This window comes from Candidatus Tisiphia endosymbiont of Dascillus cervinus (assembly GCF_964026405.1).
Lineage (GTDB): Bacteria > Pseudomonadota > Alphaproteobacteria > Rickettsiales > Rickettsiaceae > Tisiphia.
The window spans coordinates 510,679-526,844 of sequence record NZ_OZ032146.1; the positions used below are offsets into that span (position 1 = coordinate 510,679).

A 16,166-nucleotide genomic window follows, 5' to 3' on the forward strand; every position below is an offset into this window, starting at 1 on the left:
ACTTTTATGATAAAAAAATTGTTGGAACATAGTAGCTTCTTTATTGTGATAAATATTGTGGTTGTGCTATTTGGTATATATTCATATTTGCAGCTGAAAATTCAACTTTTACCAAATATTCCTGTTTCAAATATTTACATTTCTATCATCAACCCGAATGTAAAGCCGGACCTGATAGAGAAATATACTACCAAACCTTTTGAGGAAGTTTTTTCACATATTGATGGCCTTAAGTCGATTATTGCTATTAGTCAGTTAGGAGAGAGTAAAATAACTCTAAGTATAGCCAAAAAAGTTCCTATAGAACAAGCAATTAATCAAGTTAGAGATTTGATACTAAAAAATAAGGCTCTCCTGCCAGAGGGGGCTAAAGAGCCTATAATATCTACTGAAAGCTTTTCTGTTTTACCAATGATGTATATTGCGGTGAGTTCTAAGAACAATGTATCAGCTACTGCTGATGATATTGAGTTGATCAAAAAAAAGCTTAAATATGTCGATGGTGTAGCCAATACATCTAGTTTTGGTGTGACTGAAAAAGTGATTAATATCGATATTGATCCTGAAAAGATTGCAAAATATTATATTCCGTTAGATAGTATTCTTGCTTCGTTAACACTACAAAACAGTGATTTCTCTGGTGGTAAGTTATCAAATCAATATAAAACAGAGTATATTTCTTTTGATACAGCAATTAGTAAGTTGAGTGATTTTGGCGAAATCAATTTAGAAAGTAATAATGTTGCTGTAAAATTAAAAAATGTTGCCAGCATTACAATATCAGATAAAGAGCTACTTAGCCTCTCTTATTTTGGCATGGATAAAATTGTTTTATTAGGTATTTTTGCTAAGTCGGATGCAAATCCAATCGATGTATCAAAGAGTGTAAAACATTTCCTAGAACATTATGAAAAAGCCAATCCCCAATTTATCTTTCAGGTTATTATCGATGATAGCCAAGATATTTTACAAGCATTTCAAGAAGTAAGAAAAACTTTGCTTGAATCGGTCTTGTTGGTGTCAGTAATTGTTTTACTGCTAATGGGATCATTGCGATATTCAATTATCGCAATTTGTGCAATTCCAGTCTCGCTTGCAGCTTGTTTTGTTATGCTGTACTTATGTGGTTTTACACTCAATGCCATAACAATGTTGGCTATGGTATTGGCTATAGGGTTAGTGGTTGACGACTCTATTGTAGTGATTGAGAATGCTGAACATTATTATCGAAAAAATAAAGATGCTTTAACTAGTATATTACAAGCAATTTATAGTCTTTTTTTATCTGTTTTAATATTGATGTTTACGCTAGTAGTAATATATGTCCCTATTTTGTTTATTAAAGGAGAAGTAGGAAAAATTTTGCAGGAATTTGCTTTGTCAGTAATTGCTTGTTTAGTGATGTCCTTTATCGTTGCATTTACCTTAACACCCATATTGTTTTTAAAACTAGCAAATAATACGCATGAAAGCAAATTTGTTCAAATTGTTAATAAGACATTGGATATGATTACATACAAATATCAGGAGTCTTTATTTTTTATTATACGTCATGCCAAAGTATTTTTATCCTTGGTGGCTATCGTTGTAGCGGCTGGTACATATGTTGCAGTTAACAATATGAAAATAGAAATTGAGCCATTTGAAAAAAAAGATATGCTTATACTTACTAACACCTTTATGGTTAATACCAATTTAAGTTACATCCATCACTATATGGAGAAAATTACTAAAATAATCAAAGATAATGATAATATAAAATATACTCTGAGCATTGAAGAATCACCACGTTCAACAATTTGGTTGATATTAAAAGATAAAGCTAAAGCGGTACAAACATTGCATGAAATTGAAGCTAAACTAGCAAAAATAGCAGTGGGTGGAGATATTTCAGTGAAATTTGCTCAAGGGAAAAATGCTGGTTCAGCAAAGGGTAACGTTGAGTTAAGCTTTTATGTCAATAACCAATCATCCATGGAGAATGCTTGGCAGGCTGTTCATTTTATACAGAATAACTCAAAAGATTTATTTACTAATGTTATAGCTATTGAGGCTTCACCTGTACAAGATTATAAAATTTGGTGTAATCAAGATAAGTTATTTAAATATGGTTTAAGTCAGAAAGATATATCAAGTACATTAGATATTCTGTTTAATGCTAGGAAGATAGGGAACTTTAAGCACTATGATAATACCTATGATGTCATCGCTAAATCAGATCCTAAATTTGGCAAAACACTAAGTAATATACAAAATATGTTCATTACAACACAGAAAAATGGAGAAAACCTTATTCAGCTTAAGGATATATGTGATATTAATAGGGTGAATACCGTTAATCAAATTATGCGTTATAATGAGCAATATTCCATTGAAGTAATTGCCACTGCTAAACATGGTATTAAATTGCAGGATGCAGTTCATTTTATTAATCAGTTAAACAGCAAGTTACCAAATGATAGTGATATTAGCTATAGTGAGCAAACGCAAATACTTATTGATTCAACATCATCATTTACAGTACTAATTTTACTATCTGTACTTGGACTCTACTTATTAATGTTTGCACGCTTTAACGACTCAATTCTATCATTGTTTATTTTAGTTGGGGGAATTCCAGCTGCTTTAAGTGTAGCATTATTAAGCTTATATTTTTCTCAAGGGGGGTTAAATATATATACGCAAATATCACTTATCACATTAGCAGGATTAATGACTAAGCATAGTGTGTTGTTATGTAGTGCAATGCATCAGAAGGGACAAAGAACTCTAAAAACAATAGTAACAGCGGCAACGTCAAGAATCAGGGCAATTTTAATTACTTCTTTAGCTATGAGTATTGGTTTGTTGTCACTTTTCTTTGATAATGGCAACTATGCCAATAGTCGTTTTCAAATGGCTATAGTTTTGGTAACAGGGATTGTTGTTGGATCGATATTAACACTTTATGTAACACCTTTGCTTTATGTTGGTTTTCATCAACTGTCGAAAGTTAGAAGAGCTAGGGGGTAATAGTAAAAGCTATTAGTTTAATATATAAAAGATAGCTTTAATTATACAGGATAATGATAGCACAAATATTAGCCCCACTAAGTATAAAATTACAAACCAAAGCCATTGTTTGCATTTCTGAGAAATAAAAATTTTTCTCAACTTATTAATACATAGGGTGATGAGTTGATTTTCCACGGAATATATAATAACAATAAGTTGTATAACCCAATATTATTGGTAAAAGTGTTGCCGCTCCTACCAACATTAGAGATTGTGATTCTGCTGCCGCTGCCGCTTGCCACAGAGATATTTGATATGGTACTATAAAAGACCAAATACTTAAGATAAGCCCTAAATAGCCTAGAATAAAAAGTAAAACTGAGTAACAAAAAGGCTGAAATTCTTTATTCTTATAAAGAGTTGAAAGTAACCTAAATAATGTAAAAATAGTTAAAACGGGGATTAATGAGAGATATATAAAATTAGGCATACTAAACCAAAATATACGAATTCTCTCGTTTAAAAATGGTATCCATAAACTTACTAAACCCATAAATAACATAACATATATTAATACGTATGATGCGGATTTACGAGCCCATATTTGGGTATTTTCGTCAGTCTTCATTATCAGCCAAGTAGCACCAAGAAGAGCGTAACCAAATACTAGAGCAATACCTGTCATGATAGAAAAAGGTGTTAGCCAATCAAAAGCATTGCCAACAAATACTCTGCCATCAATTTTAATTCCTTGTATAAAAGCTCCTAGCATAATTCCCTGAAATAATGTAGCGATGATAGAGCCAAAATGGAAAGAGTAATCCCATATGAAACAATATTTTAGAGAGGCTTTAAATCTAAATTCAAAAGCTACTCCGCGGAAGATTAATCCCAAAAGCATTATGGTAATTGGTATATAGAAGGCTGACATCAAAACTGAATAAGCTAGTGGGAATGCAGCAAATAACCCCCCCGCCACCTAAAACTAACCAAGTTTCATTACCGTCCCAAAATGGTACTACAGAGTTCATCATTTTATTGCGGCAATCTTGAGTAGGAGCAAATGGGAATAATATACCAATTCCTAGATCAAAACCATCTAGTAATACATACAAAACTTACGCTATGAGAAAAAAAATGGTACATTATGTTGAGTATAATTTACAAATGCCAAGAGGATAAAATTGCAAGCAATACCAGTTAATAGGACAGATTACTGTCAATTTCTAATAGTGAGTCAAAAGAATTATAGTTTGACCTACTATGCTGAACATGCCAAAAAATGTAGCCATGATGTTATTAATAGATTTTTAAAAAATGAAAAATATACACCTTCTTTGTTATGGGAACATATTAAGGATGATGTTATTTTATCGCCTAACGGATATACAATATTTGATGATACGGTGTTAAATAAAAGAAATACCAAGAAAATAGAAATTGCTAGATCACAGTACAGTGGGGCTACAGGTGGTATTACTACTGGTATAGGAGTAGTAAGTTTGGTATATTATAATCCGGATATTAATAAGTTTTGGGTAATAGATTACCGAATTTTTTCGCCCGAACATGATGGAGCGACAAAAGTAGAACACCTATTAAATATGTTAAATAACCCGAGTTGCCAATTAATTATACTGGCAAAAGCTATATTTAACGCTGGTTTCATGTGAGGCTCGATACTAAAACATTTTTAATACAAACATATTTCTAAAAAATATAGTTTTTATTAAGTGTTTTAATGTTACAAATTAACTTCAAATGTTCATAAAACCTAGCTCTGCTCTTATAAATTAATTGGCAACTCGGGTTAAATAATGCTGTGTATAGCAAAAAGATTCCTTTTCAAACTGTGCTTTTTGACACATGGTATGCTACGCATAAAATTATGCAACATGTTGATTCCTTGGGTAAATATTATTATGCTCCTATTAAAGCAAATAGAAACGTTACTAAAACTTCCTCTTCTAAGCCTTATAAAGCTGTTAGCAAGTTAACGTTTTCAGATGAGGAAATTAAGAGCGGAGTGGAGATTCATATAAAGGGCTTTGCAAAAGATAAGCATGTTAATTTGTTTAAACTTACTGTTTCTACCAACAGAGTTGATTATATTGTTACCAATAACAAAACTCAAAAATCTTCTAAAGCCGTACAAGATGAGTGTGGCTTTCGTTGGGTAATTGAGAGCATGCATAGAGAAATCAAGCAACTTACCGGTATAGAACGATGCCAATGCAGAAAACAACGCATCCAGCGTAATCACATTAGTTGTGCATTTTTAGTGTGGGCTTTTCTAAAAAGAACTGCACACAAAATAGGTAAGACGGTTTATCAAATAAAGTTAGGGCTTTTAGATCATTATATGCAACAGCAGTTACGTTCACCCTCTTTACGCTATTTAGAACCTTACATAACCCGAGTTGCCAATTAATTTATAAGAGCAGAGCTAGGTTTTATGAACATTTGAAGTTAATTTGTAACATTAAAACACTTAATAAAAACTATATTTTTTAGAAATATGTTTGTATTAAAAATGTTTTAGTATCGAGCCTCACATGAAACCAGCGTTAAATATAGCTTTTGCCAGTATAATTAATTGGCAACTCGGGTTACATAGCGTAAGTTTTGACATAAAGAAAGATTGCAATGACAATTAGCCCACCCCAAACTAAAGGTAAATCTATATAGGGAGCAAAATTAAGCATGGTGATATATCCTTTTACCGGTTAGATTCTCTAGTATTATAGTTGTAACCTCAACTATTGATATAAGACATCGGTTTAATAGCCTAGGGGATATTCCTGCCCCTTCGGATGTCACCCCTGCTTACCATTATGTTATCTCAGCGAAAGCTGGGATATAAAACTACGTAATATACACTATCTATGCTATTTTTAGACCCCTGCTTACGCAGCGGTGACATCACACCTAATGGCGATGATACCTAAGCTTACTATTAATTTATTACATCAATATTTGAGGTTACTATATTTGTAGTACTAGGTCCTTTTTTTATTAAAGTTATAATATAATAAATGCCTCCGCCAAATATAAAAGCATACGCTATAACAAAAGTAATTAGGGAGGCAAAGATATATTGACCTAATACTGGTGAAGATACTTCAGATGTTCTGAGTATATTATATACTACATAAGGTTGCCTACCAACTTCTGTAACAAACCAACCTGCTAATATTGCTATAAAACCAGATGGAGTCATCAACATGCACCAATATTGAAACCATTTGGTATCAAATAATCTTTTACGTAAGTATAAAACTAATGCAATAACCCCAGTAATTACCATTAATATACCGATTCCTACCATTACTCGGAAGGAAAAAAATACTATTAATACGGGAGGTCGATTTTCTTTTGACCATTCTTTTAAACCTTTTACTTCTCCATCTAAGCTGTGTGTCAGTAATAAGCTAGCAACTTTTGGTATTTCTATAGTATATTTTGTTGTCTCTTCTTTTGTTGAAGACCAGCCAAAGAGTCTAAGGCCTGCTCCTTTCTCCGTGTTCCATATACCTTCTATAGCAGCAACTTTTGCCGGTTGATGTTTTAGAGTATTTAACCCATGTTGATCACCAATAAAAATTGTATGGGGGCAACAGCTACTGCTATCAACATTGCCATGCCAAACATGATTCTAGCATGGTTAACAAATTTTTTATGTAAAAGATAGCAGGCAGCAACACCACCAATTGCAAAGGCTGTAGTTAAATATGCTGCTACAATCATATGACAAAAACGATATGGAAATGAAGGATTAAAAATAATTTCCAACCAACTTACCGGGTATAAAATATTATCTGCTCGTACTTCATAACCAGTAGGAGTTTGCATCCAGCTATTAGCTGCAAGAATCCAAAAAGCAGAGATAATTGTACCAACTGCCACGATTAAAGTGGCAGCGAAATGCATATTTTTACTGACTCTATTCCAGCCAAATAGCATAATTCCAAGGAAAGATGATTCCAAAAAGAATGCAGTAAGCACTTCAAAACCTAATAGTGGTCCAAGTACATTACCTACCTTATCAGAGAAACCTGACCAATTCGTACCAAATTGATAAGACATAACAACGCCTGATACCACTCCCATACCAAAAGTAATAGCAAAAATCTTAATCCAAAATTTATATATTTCTTGATAAATATTATTGCCAGTTTTAATCCATAACCTTTCTACGACAGCAAGCCAGCTAGCAAGACCAATGGTAAAGGCAAATTGTATACGAGATAGTAGATTAGGATCGAATTCCATATTGTTACTTTGTGTCAAACTGCTTTAAGTCTGATTGTTTACATTCTCATTCCAATTTCGGATTAATGAAATTAATCTGAAATTGAGGTGATAAGAGACTTCTTTGATAAAAAATGCTATAGTCAATTTTATTTTCAAATGCTATCATACACTATTCGCACTAGATTGTCACGTTAAGTTAACCTCATTTTCAAATCCAATTCGGAGTCACATTCGAGTATATAAACCTTTGATTCTATTCATTCAACTTAAAAATTTTTTAAATATTGCTTGCATGTAATGGGATTTTACTGTAGTATGATCACAAATATCCGTTTTAAACGGATATTTGTGATGTAAAAACTAATTGGAGGAATAAATATGACGTTTGGAACAGTGTGTAAGCAATTTGTTGCTAAAGTACGCTATGGTGGTTTAACTACTTTATTCGATAAAAATCCATTATTTACAGCTGTAAAAACAGGTAACGTGGAGTTAGTAAACCATTTAGTTACAAAAGGTAATGTAAATAAGCAAGATCAAGACGGTAATACTGTACTACATTATGCAGCAGAACATAATGACAATCTTAAGAGTACTAAGATCATTGAAATGTTATTAGGCATGAACGCAGATCCAAATATAGCTAATAAGGATACTAATACACCATTAGACATTGCTTCTATAAATAGTAATTATCCAAATGTTGGTCTATTAAAAGCAAATGGTGCTGAAATTAAAAAACCAAATTTGTTTAAGGCACAGCTATGTAAGAATAGACAGAAATATATGGATGATTTTTGGGAATTATTAAACAAATCAATGGGTTTATCATCGGATGCTCATTTAAAAAAGATAAGTGGTATTGTAGAATCCTTATATGAAGCAATAAGTCATGATTACACTACTGATTATTCATTTAATAATAAATGTACTCCTATATACCAAAATGTACTTGAGCGTGGTATTGGTGCAGTGTCTGTTCCATTGTCAGGGGTAGATGATGGACTATCTTTTGATTATTAATGAAGCAAGTGGGTAGCAACTGGAAAATGGATGAAACATATATTAACCTCAATTAGATGTAAGGCATCGGTTTAATAGCCTAGGGTATCTCAGATGTCACCCCACAACTGTTGAAAGTTAGTAAATACAGCTTCTTTATACGTCTATTAGCGAGAAGACCGTAAGGTCGACGAAGCAATCCAGTAACATCATTTATCTATAGATTGTTTCCTAGATTGCTTCGTTTACGCTCGCAATGACGTTGTGGTATAGGTATTTGTAAACTTTCAACAGTTATGGATGTCACCCCTAATGGCATACTGAGCCTACTATTAATTTATATATAGACAAAAACAACAGCTAGAGCAGCAGGAACAATTAGAATTAACACGGAAAAAATAATGTAATTGGTATTTACTTTTTGATTATTATACCTTATATTTTAAAAATATTAATTTTATATACAAAGTATTACTTATGGCAAATTTGCAGGCTAGACTTAATTCGTTAATGGCTCAAAAAAACATAAATGCTATAGATATAGAGAGGAAAACTGGACTAAGTAGAAATACTGTCTATAGCATTTTGTATGGTAGTTCAAAAAATCCTAGTGCTAATAATTTACAATTAATTGCAAAAGCCTTAGACATTAACTTGGAAGCTCTTGTTATTGATAATGAAATAAACCTCGAGATACTAACTGTTGATCAGATAAAAATTTTTAGCAAAGCTACTAGTGCAACAATTAATATATTAATTGAAAGAAACTTAAGTTTCTCATTGAGAAACCTTACAACTCTAATAAAAGAAGTATATGAGTATGCTTTGAAGAAGCAGTCTGTTGATAATACATTTATAGATTGGATAATTGATAAATATCATAAACCTTAATTGTGTTATTATAAACACGGTTACAAGATAATTGTCAGATGAATAAATTTATAGTGTACTCTTCTGATCCTACGAATTGTTTTTTGAGAATATCATTTTCGCATGCGTAACTATACTATATATACGCTATGCCTTCTCACCATTCATTTTCAAATCAATTCTTCAAATCATTTGAGTATGCCTGTCCATAGTACCCTACATTTTTCTATAATTGTCATAGCAAGGCTCTTTAGATGCCGTGGCGATCTAGGTAAACAGCGAAGCTGTTTTTTTAGAGTAACGCTTCGCGTATCCTAGATTGCCGCGTTGCCGCTTTTTCGCGACTCCTCGCTAATAGACGATCAGCAGCCATTTTAATAGTGGTTATATAAAAAATGTAGGGTACTATGGTCTGTCAGCAGCAACTAAAAATTCAATCAGAAGATTTACCATTGTCAGTATCTTTAGTAGGGGCAATTCTGCCAATCATTTCATCTAGTGATATTTCAAAATAATCTGCTAGGGCTACTACAATTTGACTATTTAAAGTTTTTTGTTCCCTATTACTATTAACAAAACTATGTAAAGAGTTATTACTAAAACCTATAGTCATGCCTAATTTATATAAGTTTAAATTTTGTTTCTTTACCTTATCAATCAAAAACTTCTTTATATTAGAAGTGATGTCACTTGATGTAATTTTATAAAATTCTAGACTTTCTATATTAGGTAAAGAAATATATTCATTTCTTCCTACAACTTCATCCATAGAACACTTAAAGTAGTCAGCAATTTTCAATATATTACTAATAGTTGGGTTGGCTTTCAGACATTGCATAATATTAGTTACAGTAGAATAATAGAATAAGGAATGCCACTTTGTTCAGCAAAATCTTTTCTTGTTAATTTTAATTCATCAAACTTTTTTTTGAGGAATTCTTGTATTTGGTGAACAAGGGTCATATACTCAGAACAATTAAAATTTAAATACTCCCACCATAGAAATATTTTTTCTTGACACCTCAAAATAACTATAATAAACTAGCAAAATAGAATGAGATTATTAAAAAAGAGATCAGTGATTATTGATTAATTTTTTAAAGCAAAGAATATACTTTGCTAAATCTCAAACTAAAAAACCAATATAATACTTAAGCTCTACTCTTAAATAAAGCTCAAGTATTATATTGAATATTATAGTTAACTGGTAAGTACTTTCAAGTTCGCAAAATTTCTAAGTACTTACTAGTAGCATTAATCAAATAGCATCAACTGCTATTTAAATAATAACCTTTTTATTGAGGTATTACTGTGATCATATACAAATTTCTTAGCCAAATCAACCCCAAATCAACTTATTTCAACCTCATTTATTTTCACAATCCTGGTAATACCATAATTCTATAATGTAAATGATATCAATCTTAGAACAATACAATAGAAGTAGAATATGTATTACCCACTATTAGTCATTCTAGCATTTAGCATAATCATTGGGCAGATGTTGTTAATTCGATTATTTGTCAGGTGGTTTAGTAATATCCAGCTAAGCTATAACAATATTATTAGCATCAGTAAAGACTTCCCCAATACCTACATCAAGGCAAAAGATGAAATAGCACTATTGCATAAAGAAATAATAGAGTTAATTACTCTAACTACTAAGAAAGAGCAAGGTATATTACATATGACGTTTCGTTTAGAAGAGATGCATATATGCATAGAAATGCTACTTAATGAATTTAGAGAGCTTACTAGATCTAGCAATACTACGTCACAGACCAAGGAGGAAAAATAATTCTTATAATAATCCTTGTATGTTCAAGATTCATTCAAGTATATACCCTAACTCAATATATATAAAAATAAGAGACAAAGAGATATATTAGGAATATAATCTTCTAAATATCAGATTTATTAGGAATATATTCATGATTATCAAGAGATTTTTAAATTTAAAATTACTAGAGAAGCAATCTTGTTTTTTATGGGGCTCGTAAAACTGGTAAATCAACATATTTAAAAAAAATGTTTTCCAAACGCTCTTTATATAGACTTACTGCAAGCAGATATATATCAAATTTATTTCCAACATCCGGAACGTTTAAGAGAAGAAATAAACGCACAAAATAAAGTATCTACTATCAATCGATGAAGTACAAAAAGTACCTTTGCTTCTTGATGAAGTGCATCATTTAATAGAATCAAATAAGTTTTTGGCAAATAATTCTCTACAATTTATTCTTTGTGGATCAAGTGCAAGGCGATTAAAATCAACTGGAGCTAATTTACTTGGAGGTAGAGCTTGGAGATATATGTTTTTACCACTATGTTATCCTGAACTGAAAGAACTGAATTGGCATAAAATATGTAATCATGGGCTTATTCCAGACCATTATATAGCTTCGCAGAATATTCATAAATATTTAGCTTCGTATTTATATGATTATATTTTACCGGAAGTCCAGTTTGAGGCAAGTCTGATACTAATTATCTTTCAATAAAGAATTAATAGGATTAATAATCCAGTTCCAACTAGTGATAGACTTAATAATTTGAGGACTTGCTTCATATTTTAATATAGCATCCGACATTCTATTTAACCCCAGTTGCCAATTAAATAGGAGAGATGAAAGGTAGATTTTAAAAGGGACATAGGTTATTTTATCTTTTTCAACCAATAACAAAATAACCTATGAAAAAAGATTTTACCGCAATTTACTGTTTTGTCGACGATTTTATAAAGAATTTGGAAAATAATTTGCCTACAATTAATAGTAGTAAATTTAAACCTGGTGTAAGTAATTATTTATCAATAAGCGAAGTATTAACCATATTAATTGGTTACTATGATTCATATTGTGATTGTTTTAAGCATTATTACAAACAAGTAATCTTACATAATTATACAGCAAAACTTACGCTATGAGAAAAAAAAATGGCACATTATGTTGAGTATAATTTACAAATGCCAAGAGGATAAAATTGCAAGCAATACCAGTTAATAGGACAGATTACTGTCAATTTCTAATAGTGAGTCAAAAGAATTATAGTTTGACCTACTATGCTGAACATGCCAAAAAATGTAGCCATGATGTTATTAATAGATTTTTAAAAAATGAAAAATATACACCTTCTTTGTTATGGGAACATATTAAGGATGATGTTATTTTATCGCCTAACGGATATACAATATTTGATGATACGGTGTTAAATAAAAGAAATACCAAGAAAATAGAAGTTGCTAGATCACAGTACAGTGGGGCTACAGGTGGTATTACTACTGGTATAGGAGTAGTAAGTTTGGTATATTATAATCCGGATATTAATAAGTTTTGGGTAATAGATTACCGAATTTTTTCGCCCGAACATGATGGAGCGACAAAAGTAGAACACCTATTAAATATGTTAAATAATGCTGTGTATAGCAAAAAGATTCCTTTTCAAACTGTGCTTTTTGACACATGGTATGCTACGCATAAAATTATGCAACATGTTGATTCCTTGGGTAAATATTATTATGCTCCTATTAAAGCAAATAGAAACGTTACTAAAACTTCCTCTTCTAAGCCTTATAAAGCTGTTAGCAAGTTAACGTTTTCAGATGAGGAAATTAAGAGCGGAGTGGAGATTCATATAAAGGGCTTTGCAAAAGATAAGCATGTTAATTTGTTTAAACTTACTGTTTCTACCAACAGAGTTGATTATATTGTTACCAATAACAAAACTCAAAAATCTTCTAAAGCCGTACAAGATGAGTGTGGCTTTCGTTGGGTAATTGAGAGCATGCATAGAGAAATCAAGCAACTTACCCGGTATAGAACGATGCCAATGCAGAAAACAACGCATCCAGCGTAATCACATTAGTTGTGCATTTTTAGTGTGGGCTTTTCTAAAAAGAACTGCACACAAAATAGGTAAGACGGTTTATCAAATAAAGTTAGGGCTTTTAGATCATTATATGCAACAGCAGTTACGTTCACCCTCTTTACGCTATTTAGAACCTTACATAGCGTAAGTTTTGGTTATTAGAAAAAGGTTTCAATGTTATTGCAGTAGACAACCAAAAAATGGCTTTTGATTTTATGTTTATTAAGTATCCAGAAATTGTTAAATATAAAGATCATTTTAAAACTTTAATATCTTCTTTTGAAGAGTTAGATTCTCAAGAATTACCAAATGCAGACATCATAGTTGCTAGCTTTTCTGTACCGTTTTGTAAACCTGAATATTTTGAAAAATTTTGGAGTAATATTGTAAATAAGATTGATTCAGGTGGTTATTTTGTTGGAAACACTTTTGATCCTGAAATTGTAGCTTTTTGGGAGGAGGATAAGAAAAATATGACTTTTCATACAAAAGAGCAAACAATTGATCTTTTTAAAGAGTTTAACATTATTAGTTTTAAAGAAGTGAAGACTACACCAAAAGAGGATGGGAAAATTGATCATTATTATGAAGTTATAGCCAAGAAAAAATAATACCATTTCCGAAAACTAATCATCATATCGTCGTACTTCATGATCTCCGCTCCTCACGTAGTAGTTGTCCAGTAGTGTGACGCTCCAGTACTCGACACTCGTACTCCGAGTAGCAATTTAGTCTTGGGAAATGGTATAAGATAAACCTTGTTACAGGATATGTTATGAATATTCATTTTGAAAAAGCTAACTTAAGTCATAAAGACACTATTTTTAACTGGTTAAAAGAACCCCATGTTCAGGAATTTTGGGATAATAGCCAAGAACATAAAGATGATATTTTAAATTTCATCAACGGTCGTATAAAACCTTCAAGTTACGCAGATGGTCTATACACATATTGGATTGGGTGTATCTATAACGAACCTTATTGCTTGGTCATGACACTACAAGAAAAGCAGGAATATTCTATACCACTACTCAAAAAAGCTTATCTTTCAAAGCATGGTCACACCTATAGCATGGATTATACCATTGGTAATATAGCCTATTTTGGCAAAGGATTAGGGGCAAAAACTTTAGAAGTGTTTATTGATTTTATTAAAAGTAGTTATGATAGCCAAGCTGATACTTTTTTTATCGATCCAGATGTCACAAATCCAAGGGCTAGACATGTTTATGAAAAGGCAGGATTTAAATATATCGATGATTTTATTATGGAAGGAGATGGTGTATTTGCTGGACGCAAAACGCATTTTTTAGTAAAGCGATTGTAATCAATGGTACAAATTAATAGCAAAATAAAGAATACAGTAAAGTTTCAGGAAAATATTTTAATCTAGCTTGCTGAAACTACTGACGTTGAAAGGGAATCAGGGGTGGTATCGCCCCTAATAGGGATGATACTGATAACAAGTTATATCGAGTTCAGGTTACTTCCCAAATCTAACTTAAAACAATGGAAATCAGTTGTGTTTATTGTGAATTTTATTATAATGAACTATTTAAAGTCTTTATTTTAACTCAAGGTTATCTTAAGGCACGAATATTACTGACTTTAATATAAGGAAAAATGCATTCTTAAAGCGGCTAACGCGAATGCATTTAAAACCTTTCTAAAGCTAAAAACATCTATTAGCGAGGAGACCATAGGTCGACGAAGCAATATAGTTTCACTGAATTTAGGATAAGAATTGACAAATTCTTATCCCGAATCCGCGTGACTACGTGGGAATGACACCCTAGGTCTAGGCTATTAAACCGATGTCTTACATCGATATTTGAGATTAAATTAGTAGATTTAAGGACGGTTATGTATAGAATTAACTTTATTATTATAATCTTATCTTTCATGCTTACAGGTTGTCTGCCAGCTGTTTTTACTGCAGCAACTACCTCTACTCTTGCAGTTGCAAAAGATCAATCAATTGCGGAGACAATTGATGACGTAAAAATAGCTACAAAAATCAAAGCTTCTTTTATAAAAAATAATTTCAGGGAATTATATACTAAGATTAAGGTTGAGGTAAATCAGGGTAGGGTACTACTGACTGGAATCATAGACAAAAAAGAAGATGCATTAAAAGCTGTAGAAATTGTGTGGGGTGAAAAAGGAGTTTGTGAAGTTATTAATGAACTAATAATAGATAAAAAAAGTGATCATTTTGACTTAGTGCAATATACTAAAGATGCTATGATTACTAGTCAGATCAAGGCTAGAACTTTTGTTAACCGAGATATAAAATGGGTAAATTATACCATTGTTACAGTGAATGATATAGTATATATATTTGGTATAGCAAGGTCTGAGGAAGAATTAGAAAAAGTTACTTCTATTGCTTCCCAGATTAATGGTGTGGCAAGGGTTGTCTGCCATGTTAAAATAAAAGAAACTGAAGAAAATGATAATAAATAATCTCAATTCGATATAACTTGTCATATCAAATTCAGGTTAAATATGATATAAATGAAAGTGAAACTTAGATATATTCTTTTGTTGCTAGTTTATTGTATAGGGCTTAGCTCTTGTTCTACTAAGCCTAGTCTATATCGTAAATTATCGCAGGAAGATCCTAAAAATGTTCATTATAAGGGGCATTATAAGATAGGTAAAAAATATACTATCAAAGGTAAGACTTATAAACCTAAGGAAGATATTAATTGCAACCAAGTAGGTATAGCATCTTGGTATGGTTCTAAGCATAAATTTCATGGAAAAAAAACAGCAAATGGTGATACATATAATAAACATATGCTAAGTGCAGCCCATCCTAGTTTGCCATTACCTAGTTTGGTTAAAGTGACTAACTTAAGTAATAATAAATCTCTTATTCTTATGGTTAATGATCGCGGTCCTTTTAAAAAGAACCGTATTATAGATGTTTCGGAAAAATCTGCTAAAATTTTAGGATTTAAAAAACAAGGTACAGCAAAGGTTAGAGTACAATATATGCATAAGGAGACTAAAGAATTTTTGAATAATATTGCTTTAAAGCCTAAGGAAAATTGTATTGCAAAAAAGAAAGTAGCCAATCCTAAATGTAGCGTTAATTGTCATATTAAATTAGTAAATCTAAAACATAAATTGGCAGTTAACCCTTGATGATTTTTGTATTATAGTGTATG

Annotated in this window: 15 protein-coding genes and 3 pseudogenes; 14 read left to right on the plus strand and 4 right to left on the minus strand. The window is 31.5% G+C overall.

The window, feature by feature from the left end; translation table 11 throughout:
• Positions 1-6 precede the first annotated feature (6 nt).
• Positions 7-3,012, plus strand: coding sequence for an efflux RND transporter permease subunit (locus AAGD19_RS02510; protein WP_341748202.1), 3,006 nt, complete (start codon positions 7-9; stop codon positions 3,010-3,012).
• A 145-nt stretch (positions 3,013-3,157) separates the two neighbouring features.
• Here the strand turns inward: AAGD19_RS02510 and cydB are convergent.
• Positions 3,158-4,109: pseudogene (cydB, locus tag AAGD19_RS02515) on the minus strand (cytochrome d ubiquinol oxidase subunit II); the annotation flags it as partial.
• 117 nt (positions 4,110-4,226) lie between these two features.
• Between cydB and AAGD19_RS02520 the strand changes: the two are divergent.
• On the plus strand, positions 4,227-4,667 hold the full coding sequence (locus AAGD19_RS02520; protein WP_341748203.1) for a hypothetical protein: 441 nt from the start codon (positions 4,227-4,229) through the stop codon (positions 4,665-4,667).
• Between the two features lie 149 nt (positions 4,668-4,816).
• Entirely contained in the window at positions 4,817-5,425 is a 609-nt protein-coding gene (locus tag AAGD19_RS02525) for a transposase (protein ID WP_341748204.1), read from the plus strand.
• Between the two features lie 525 nt (positions 5,426-5,950).
• Here AAGD19_RS02525 and AAGD19_RS02530 read toward each other — a convergent pair.
• Positions 5,951-7,266 (minus strand): annotated as a pseudogene (locus AAGD19_RS02530) (cytochrome ubiquinol oxidase subunit I).
• A 360-nt stretch (positions 7,267-7,626) separates the two neighbouring features.
• On the opposite strand from AAGD19_RS02530, the gene AAGD19_RS02535 reads away from it, so the two are divergent.
• Together AAGD19_RS02535 and AAGD19_RS02540 are read left to right on the plus strand one after the other, a co-directional pair.
• Positions 7,627-8,271, plus strand: coding sequence for an ankyrin repeat domain-containing protein (locus tag AAGD19_RS02535; protein WP_341748205.1), 645 nt, complete (start codon positions 7,627-7,629; stop codon positions 8,269-8,271).
• Positions 8,272-8,727: 456 nt separating this feature from the next.
• On the plus strand, positions 8,728-9,141 hold the full coding sequence (locus AAGD19_RS02540; RefSeq protein WP_341748206.1) for a helix-turn-helix domain-containing protein: 414 nt from the start codon (positions 8,728-8,730) through the stop codon (positions 9,139-9,141).
• A 412-nt stretch (positions 9,142-9,553) separates the two neighbouring features.
• Here the strand turns inward: AAGD19_RS02540 and AAGD19_RS02545 are convergent, their stop codons facing one another.
• The gene (locus AAGD19_RS02545) at positions 9,554-9,889 is read right to left on the minus strand and encodes a hypothetical protein (RefSeq protein WP_341748207.1); all 336 of its coding nucleotides are present in this window, start codon (positions 9,887-9,889) and stop codon (positions 9,554-9,556) included.
• A gap of 681 nt (positions 9,890-10,570) precedes the next feature.
• Here AAGD19_RS02545 and AAGD19_RS02550 point away from each other — a divergent pair.
• Positions 10,571-10,918 (plus strand): hypothetical protein, encoded by a 348-nt coding sequence (locus AAGD19_RS02550; protein ID WP_341748208.1) that lies wholly within the window; start codon positions 10,571-10,573, stop codon positions 10,916-10,918.
• 388 nt (positions 10,919-11,306) lie between these two features.
• A complete protein-coding gene (locus AAGD19_RS02555) occupies positions 11,307-11,624 on the plus strand; it encodes a hypothetical protein (protein ID WP_341748209.1) in 318 nt (105 codons plus the stop codon).
• On the opposite strand, the gene AAGD19_RS02560 is transcribed toward AAGD19_RS02555, so the two are convergent.
• Entirely contained in the window at positions 11,607-11,807 is a 201-nt protein-coding gene (locus AAGD19_RS02560) for a hypothetical protein (protein ID WP_341748210.1), read from the minus strand. The genes AAGD19_RS02555 and AAGD19_RS02560 overlap by 18 nt on opposite strands.
• An 8-nt stretch (positions 11,808-11,815) precedes the next feature.
• Here AAGD19_RS02560 and AAGD19_RS02565 point away from each other — a divergent pair, with 8 nt between their 5' ends.
• The 7 genes and pseudogenes from AAGD19_RS02565 to AAGD19_RS02595 form a co-directional block, all read left to right on the plus strand.
• Positions 11,816-12,049: a hypothetical protein gene (locus AAGD19_RS02565; protein ID WP_341748211.1), complete on the plus strand. Its 234-nt coding sequence runs from the start codon at positions 11,816-11,818 to the stop codon at positions 12,047-12,049.
• 56 nt (positions 12,050-12,105) lie between these two features.
• The gene (locus AAGD19_RS02570; RefSeq protein ID WP_341748212.1) at positions 12,106-12,978 is read left to right on the plus strand and encodes a transposase; all 873 of its coding nucleotides are present in this window, start codon (positions 12,106-12,108) and stop codon (positions 12,976-12,978) included.
• Complete coding sequence (locus AAGD19_RS02575) at positions 12,899-13,138, plus strand: hypothetical protein (protein WP_341748017.1); 240 nt, start codon at positions 12,899-12,901, stop codon at positions 13,136-13,138. The genes AAGD19_RS02570 and AAGD19_RS02575 overlap by 80 nt, the downstream gene beginning before the upstream one ends.
• Before the next feature lie 52 nt (positions 13,139-13,190).
• On the plus strand, positions 13,191-13,601 hold the full coding sequence (locus AAGD19_RS02580) for a hypothetical protein (RefSeq protein ID WP_341748213.1): 411 nt from the start codon (positions 13,191-13,193) through the stop codon (positions 13,599-13,601).
• A 164-nt stretch (positions 13,602-13,765) separates the two neighbouring features.
• Positions 13,766-14,317, plus strand: a complete 552-nt coding sequence (locus AAGD19_RS02585) for a GNAT family N-acetyltransferase (RefSeq protein ID WP_341748214.1) — start codon at positions 13,766-13,768, stop codon at positions 14,315-14,317.
• A 536-nt stretch (positions 14,318-14,853) separates the two neighbouring features.
• Positions 14,854-15,456: a BON domain-containing protein gene (locus AAGD19_RS02590; RefSeq protein WP_341748215.1), complete on the plus strand. Its 603-nt coding sequence runs from the start codon at positions 14,854-14,856 to the stop codon at positions 15,454-15,456.
• A 72-nt stretch (positions 15,457-15,528) separates the two neighbouring features.
• Positions 15,529-16,143: pseudogene (locus tag AAGD19_RS02595) on the plus strand (septal ring lytic transglycosylase RlpA family protein); the annotation flags it as partial.
• Positions 16,144-16,166 lie beyond the last annotated feature (23 nt).

Excerpts from the sequence above, each read along its gene's own strand:
- AAGD19_RS02510 (WP_341748202.1), top strand. The coding sequence starts at position 7 with ATGATAAAAAAATTGTTGGAACATAGTAGCTTCTTTATTGTGATAAAT.
- AAGD19_RS02535 (WP_341748205.1), top strand. The coding sequence starts at position 7,627 with ATGACGTTTGGAACAGTGTGTAAGCAATTTGTTGCTAAAGTACGCTAT.
- AAGD19_RS02540 (WP_341748206.1), top strand. The coding sequence starts at position 8,728 with ATGGCAAATTTGCAGGCTAGACTTAATTCGTTAATGGCTCAAAAAAAC.
- AAGD19_RS02545 (WP_341748207.1), bottom strand. The coding sequence starts at position 9,889 with ATGGATGAAGTTGTAGGAAGAAATGAATATATTTCTTTACCTAATATA.
- AAGD19_RS02550 (WP_341748208.1), top strand. The coding sequence starts at position 10,571 with ATGTATTACCCACTATTAGTCATTCTAGCATTTAGCATAATCATTGGG.
- AAGD19_RS02565 (WP_341748211.1), top strand. The coding sequence starts at position 11,816 with ATGAAAAAAGATTTTACCGCAATTTACTGTTTTGTCGACGATTTTATA.
- AAGD19_RS02580 (WP_341748213.1), top strand. The coding sequence starts at position 13,191 with ATGGCTTTTGATTTTATGTTTATTAAGTATCCAGAAATTGTTAAATAT.
- AAGD19_RS02585 (WP_341748214.1), top strand. The coding sequence starts at position 13,766 with ATGAATATTCATTTTGAAAAAGCTAACTTAAGTCATAAAGACACTATT.
- AAGD19_RS02590 (WP_341748215.1), top strand. The coding sequence starts at position 14,854 with ATGTATAGAATTAACTTTATTATTATAATCTTATCTTTCATGCTTACA.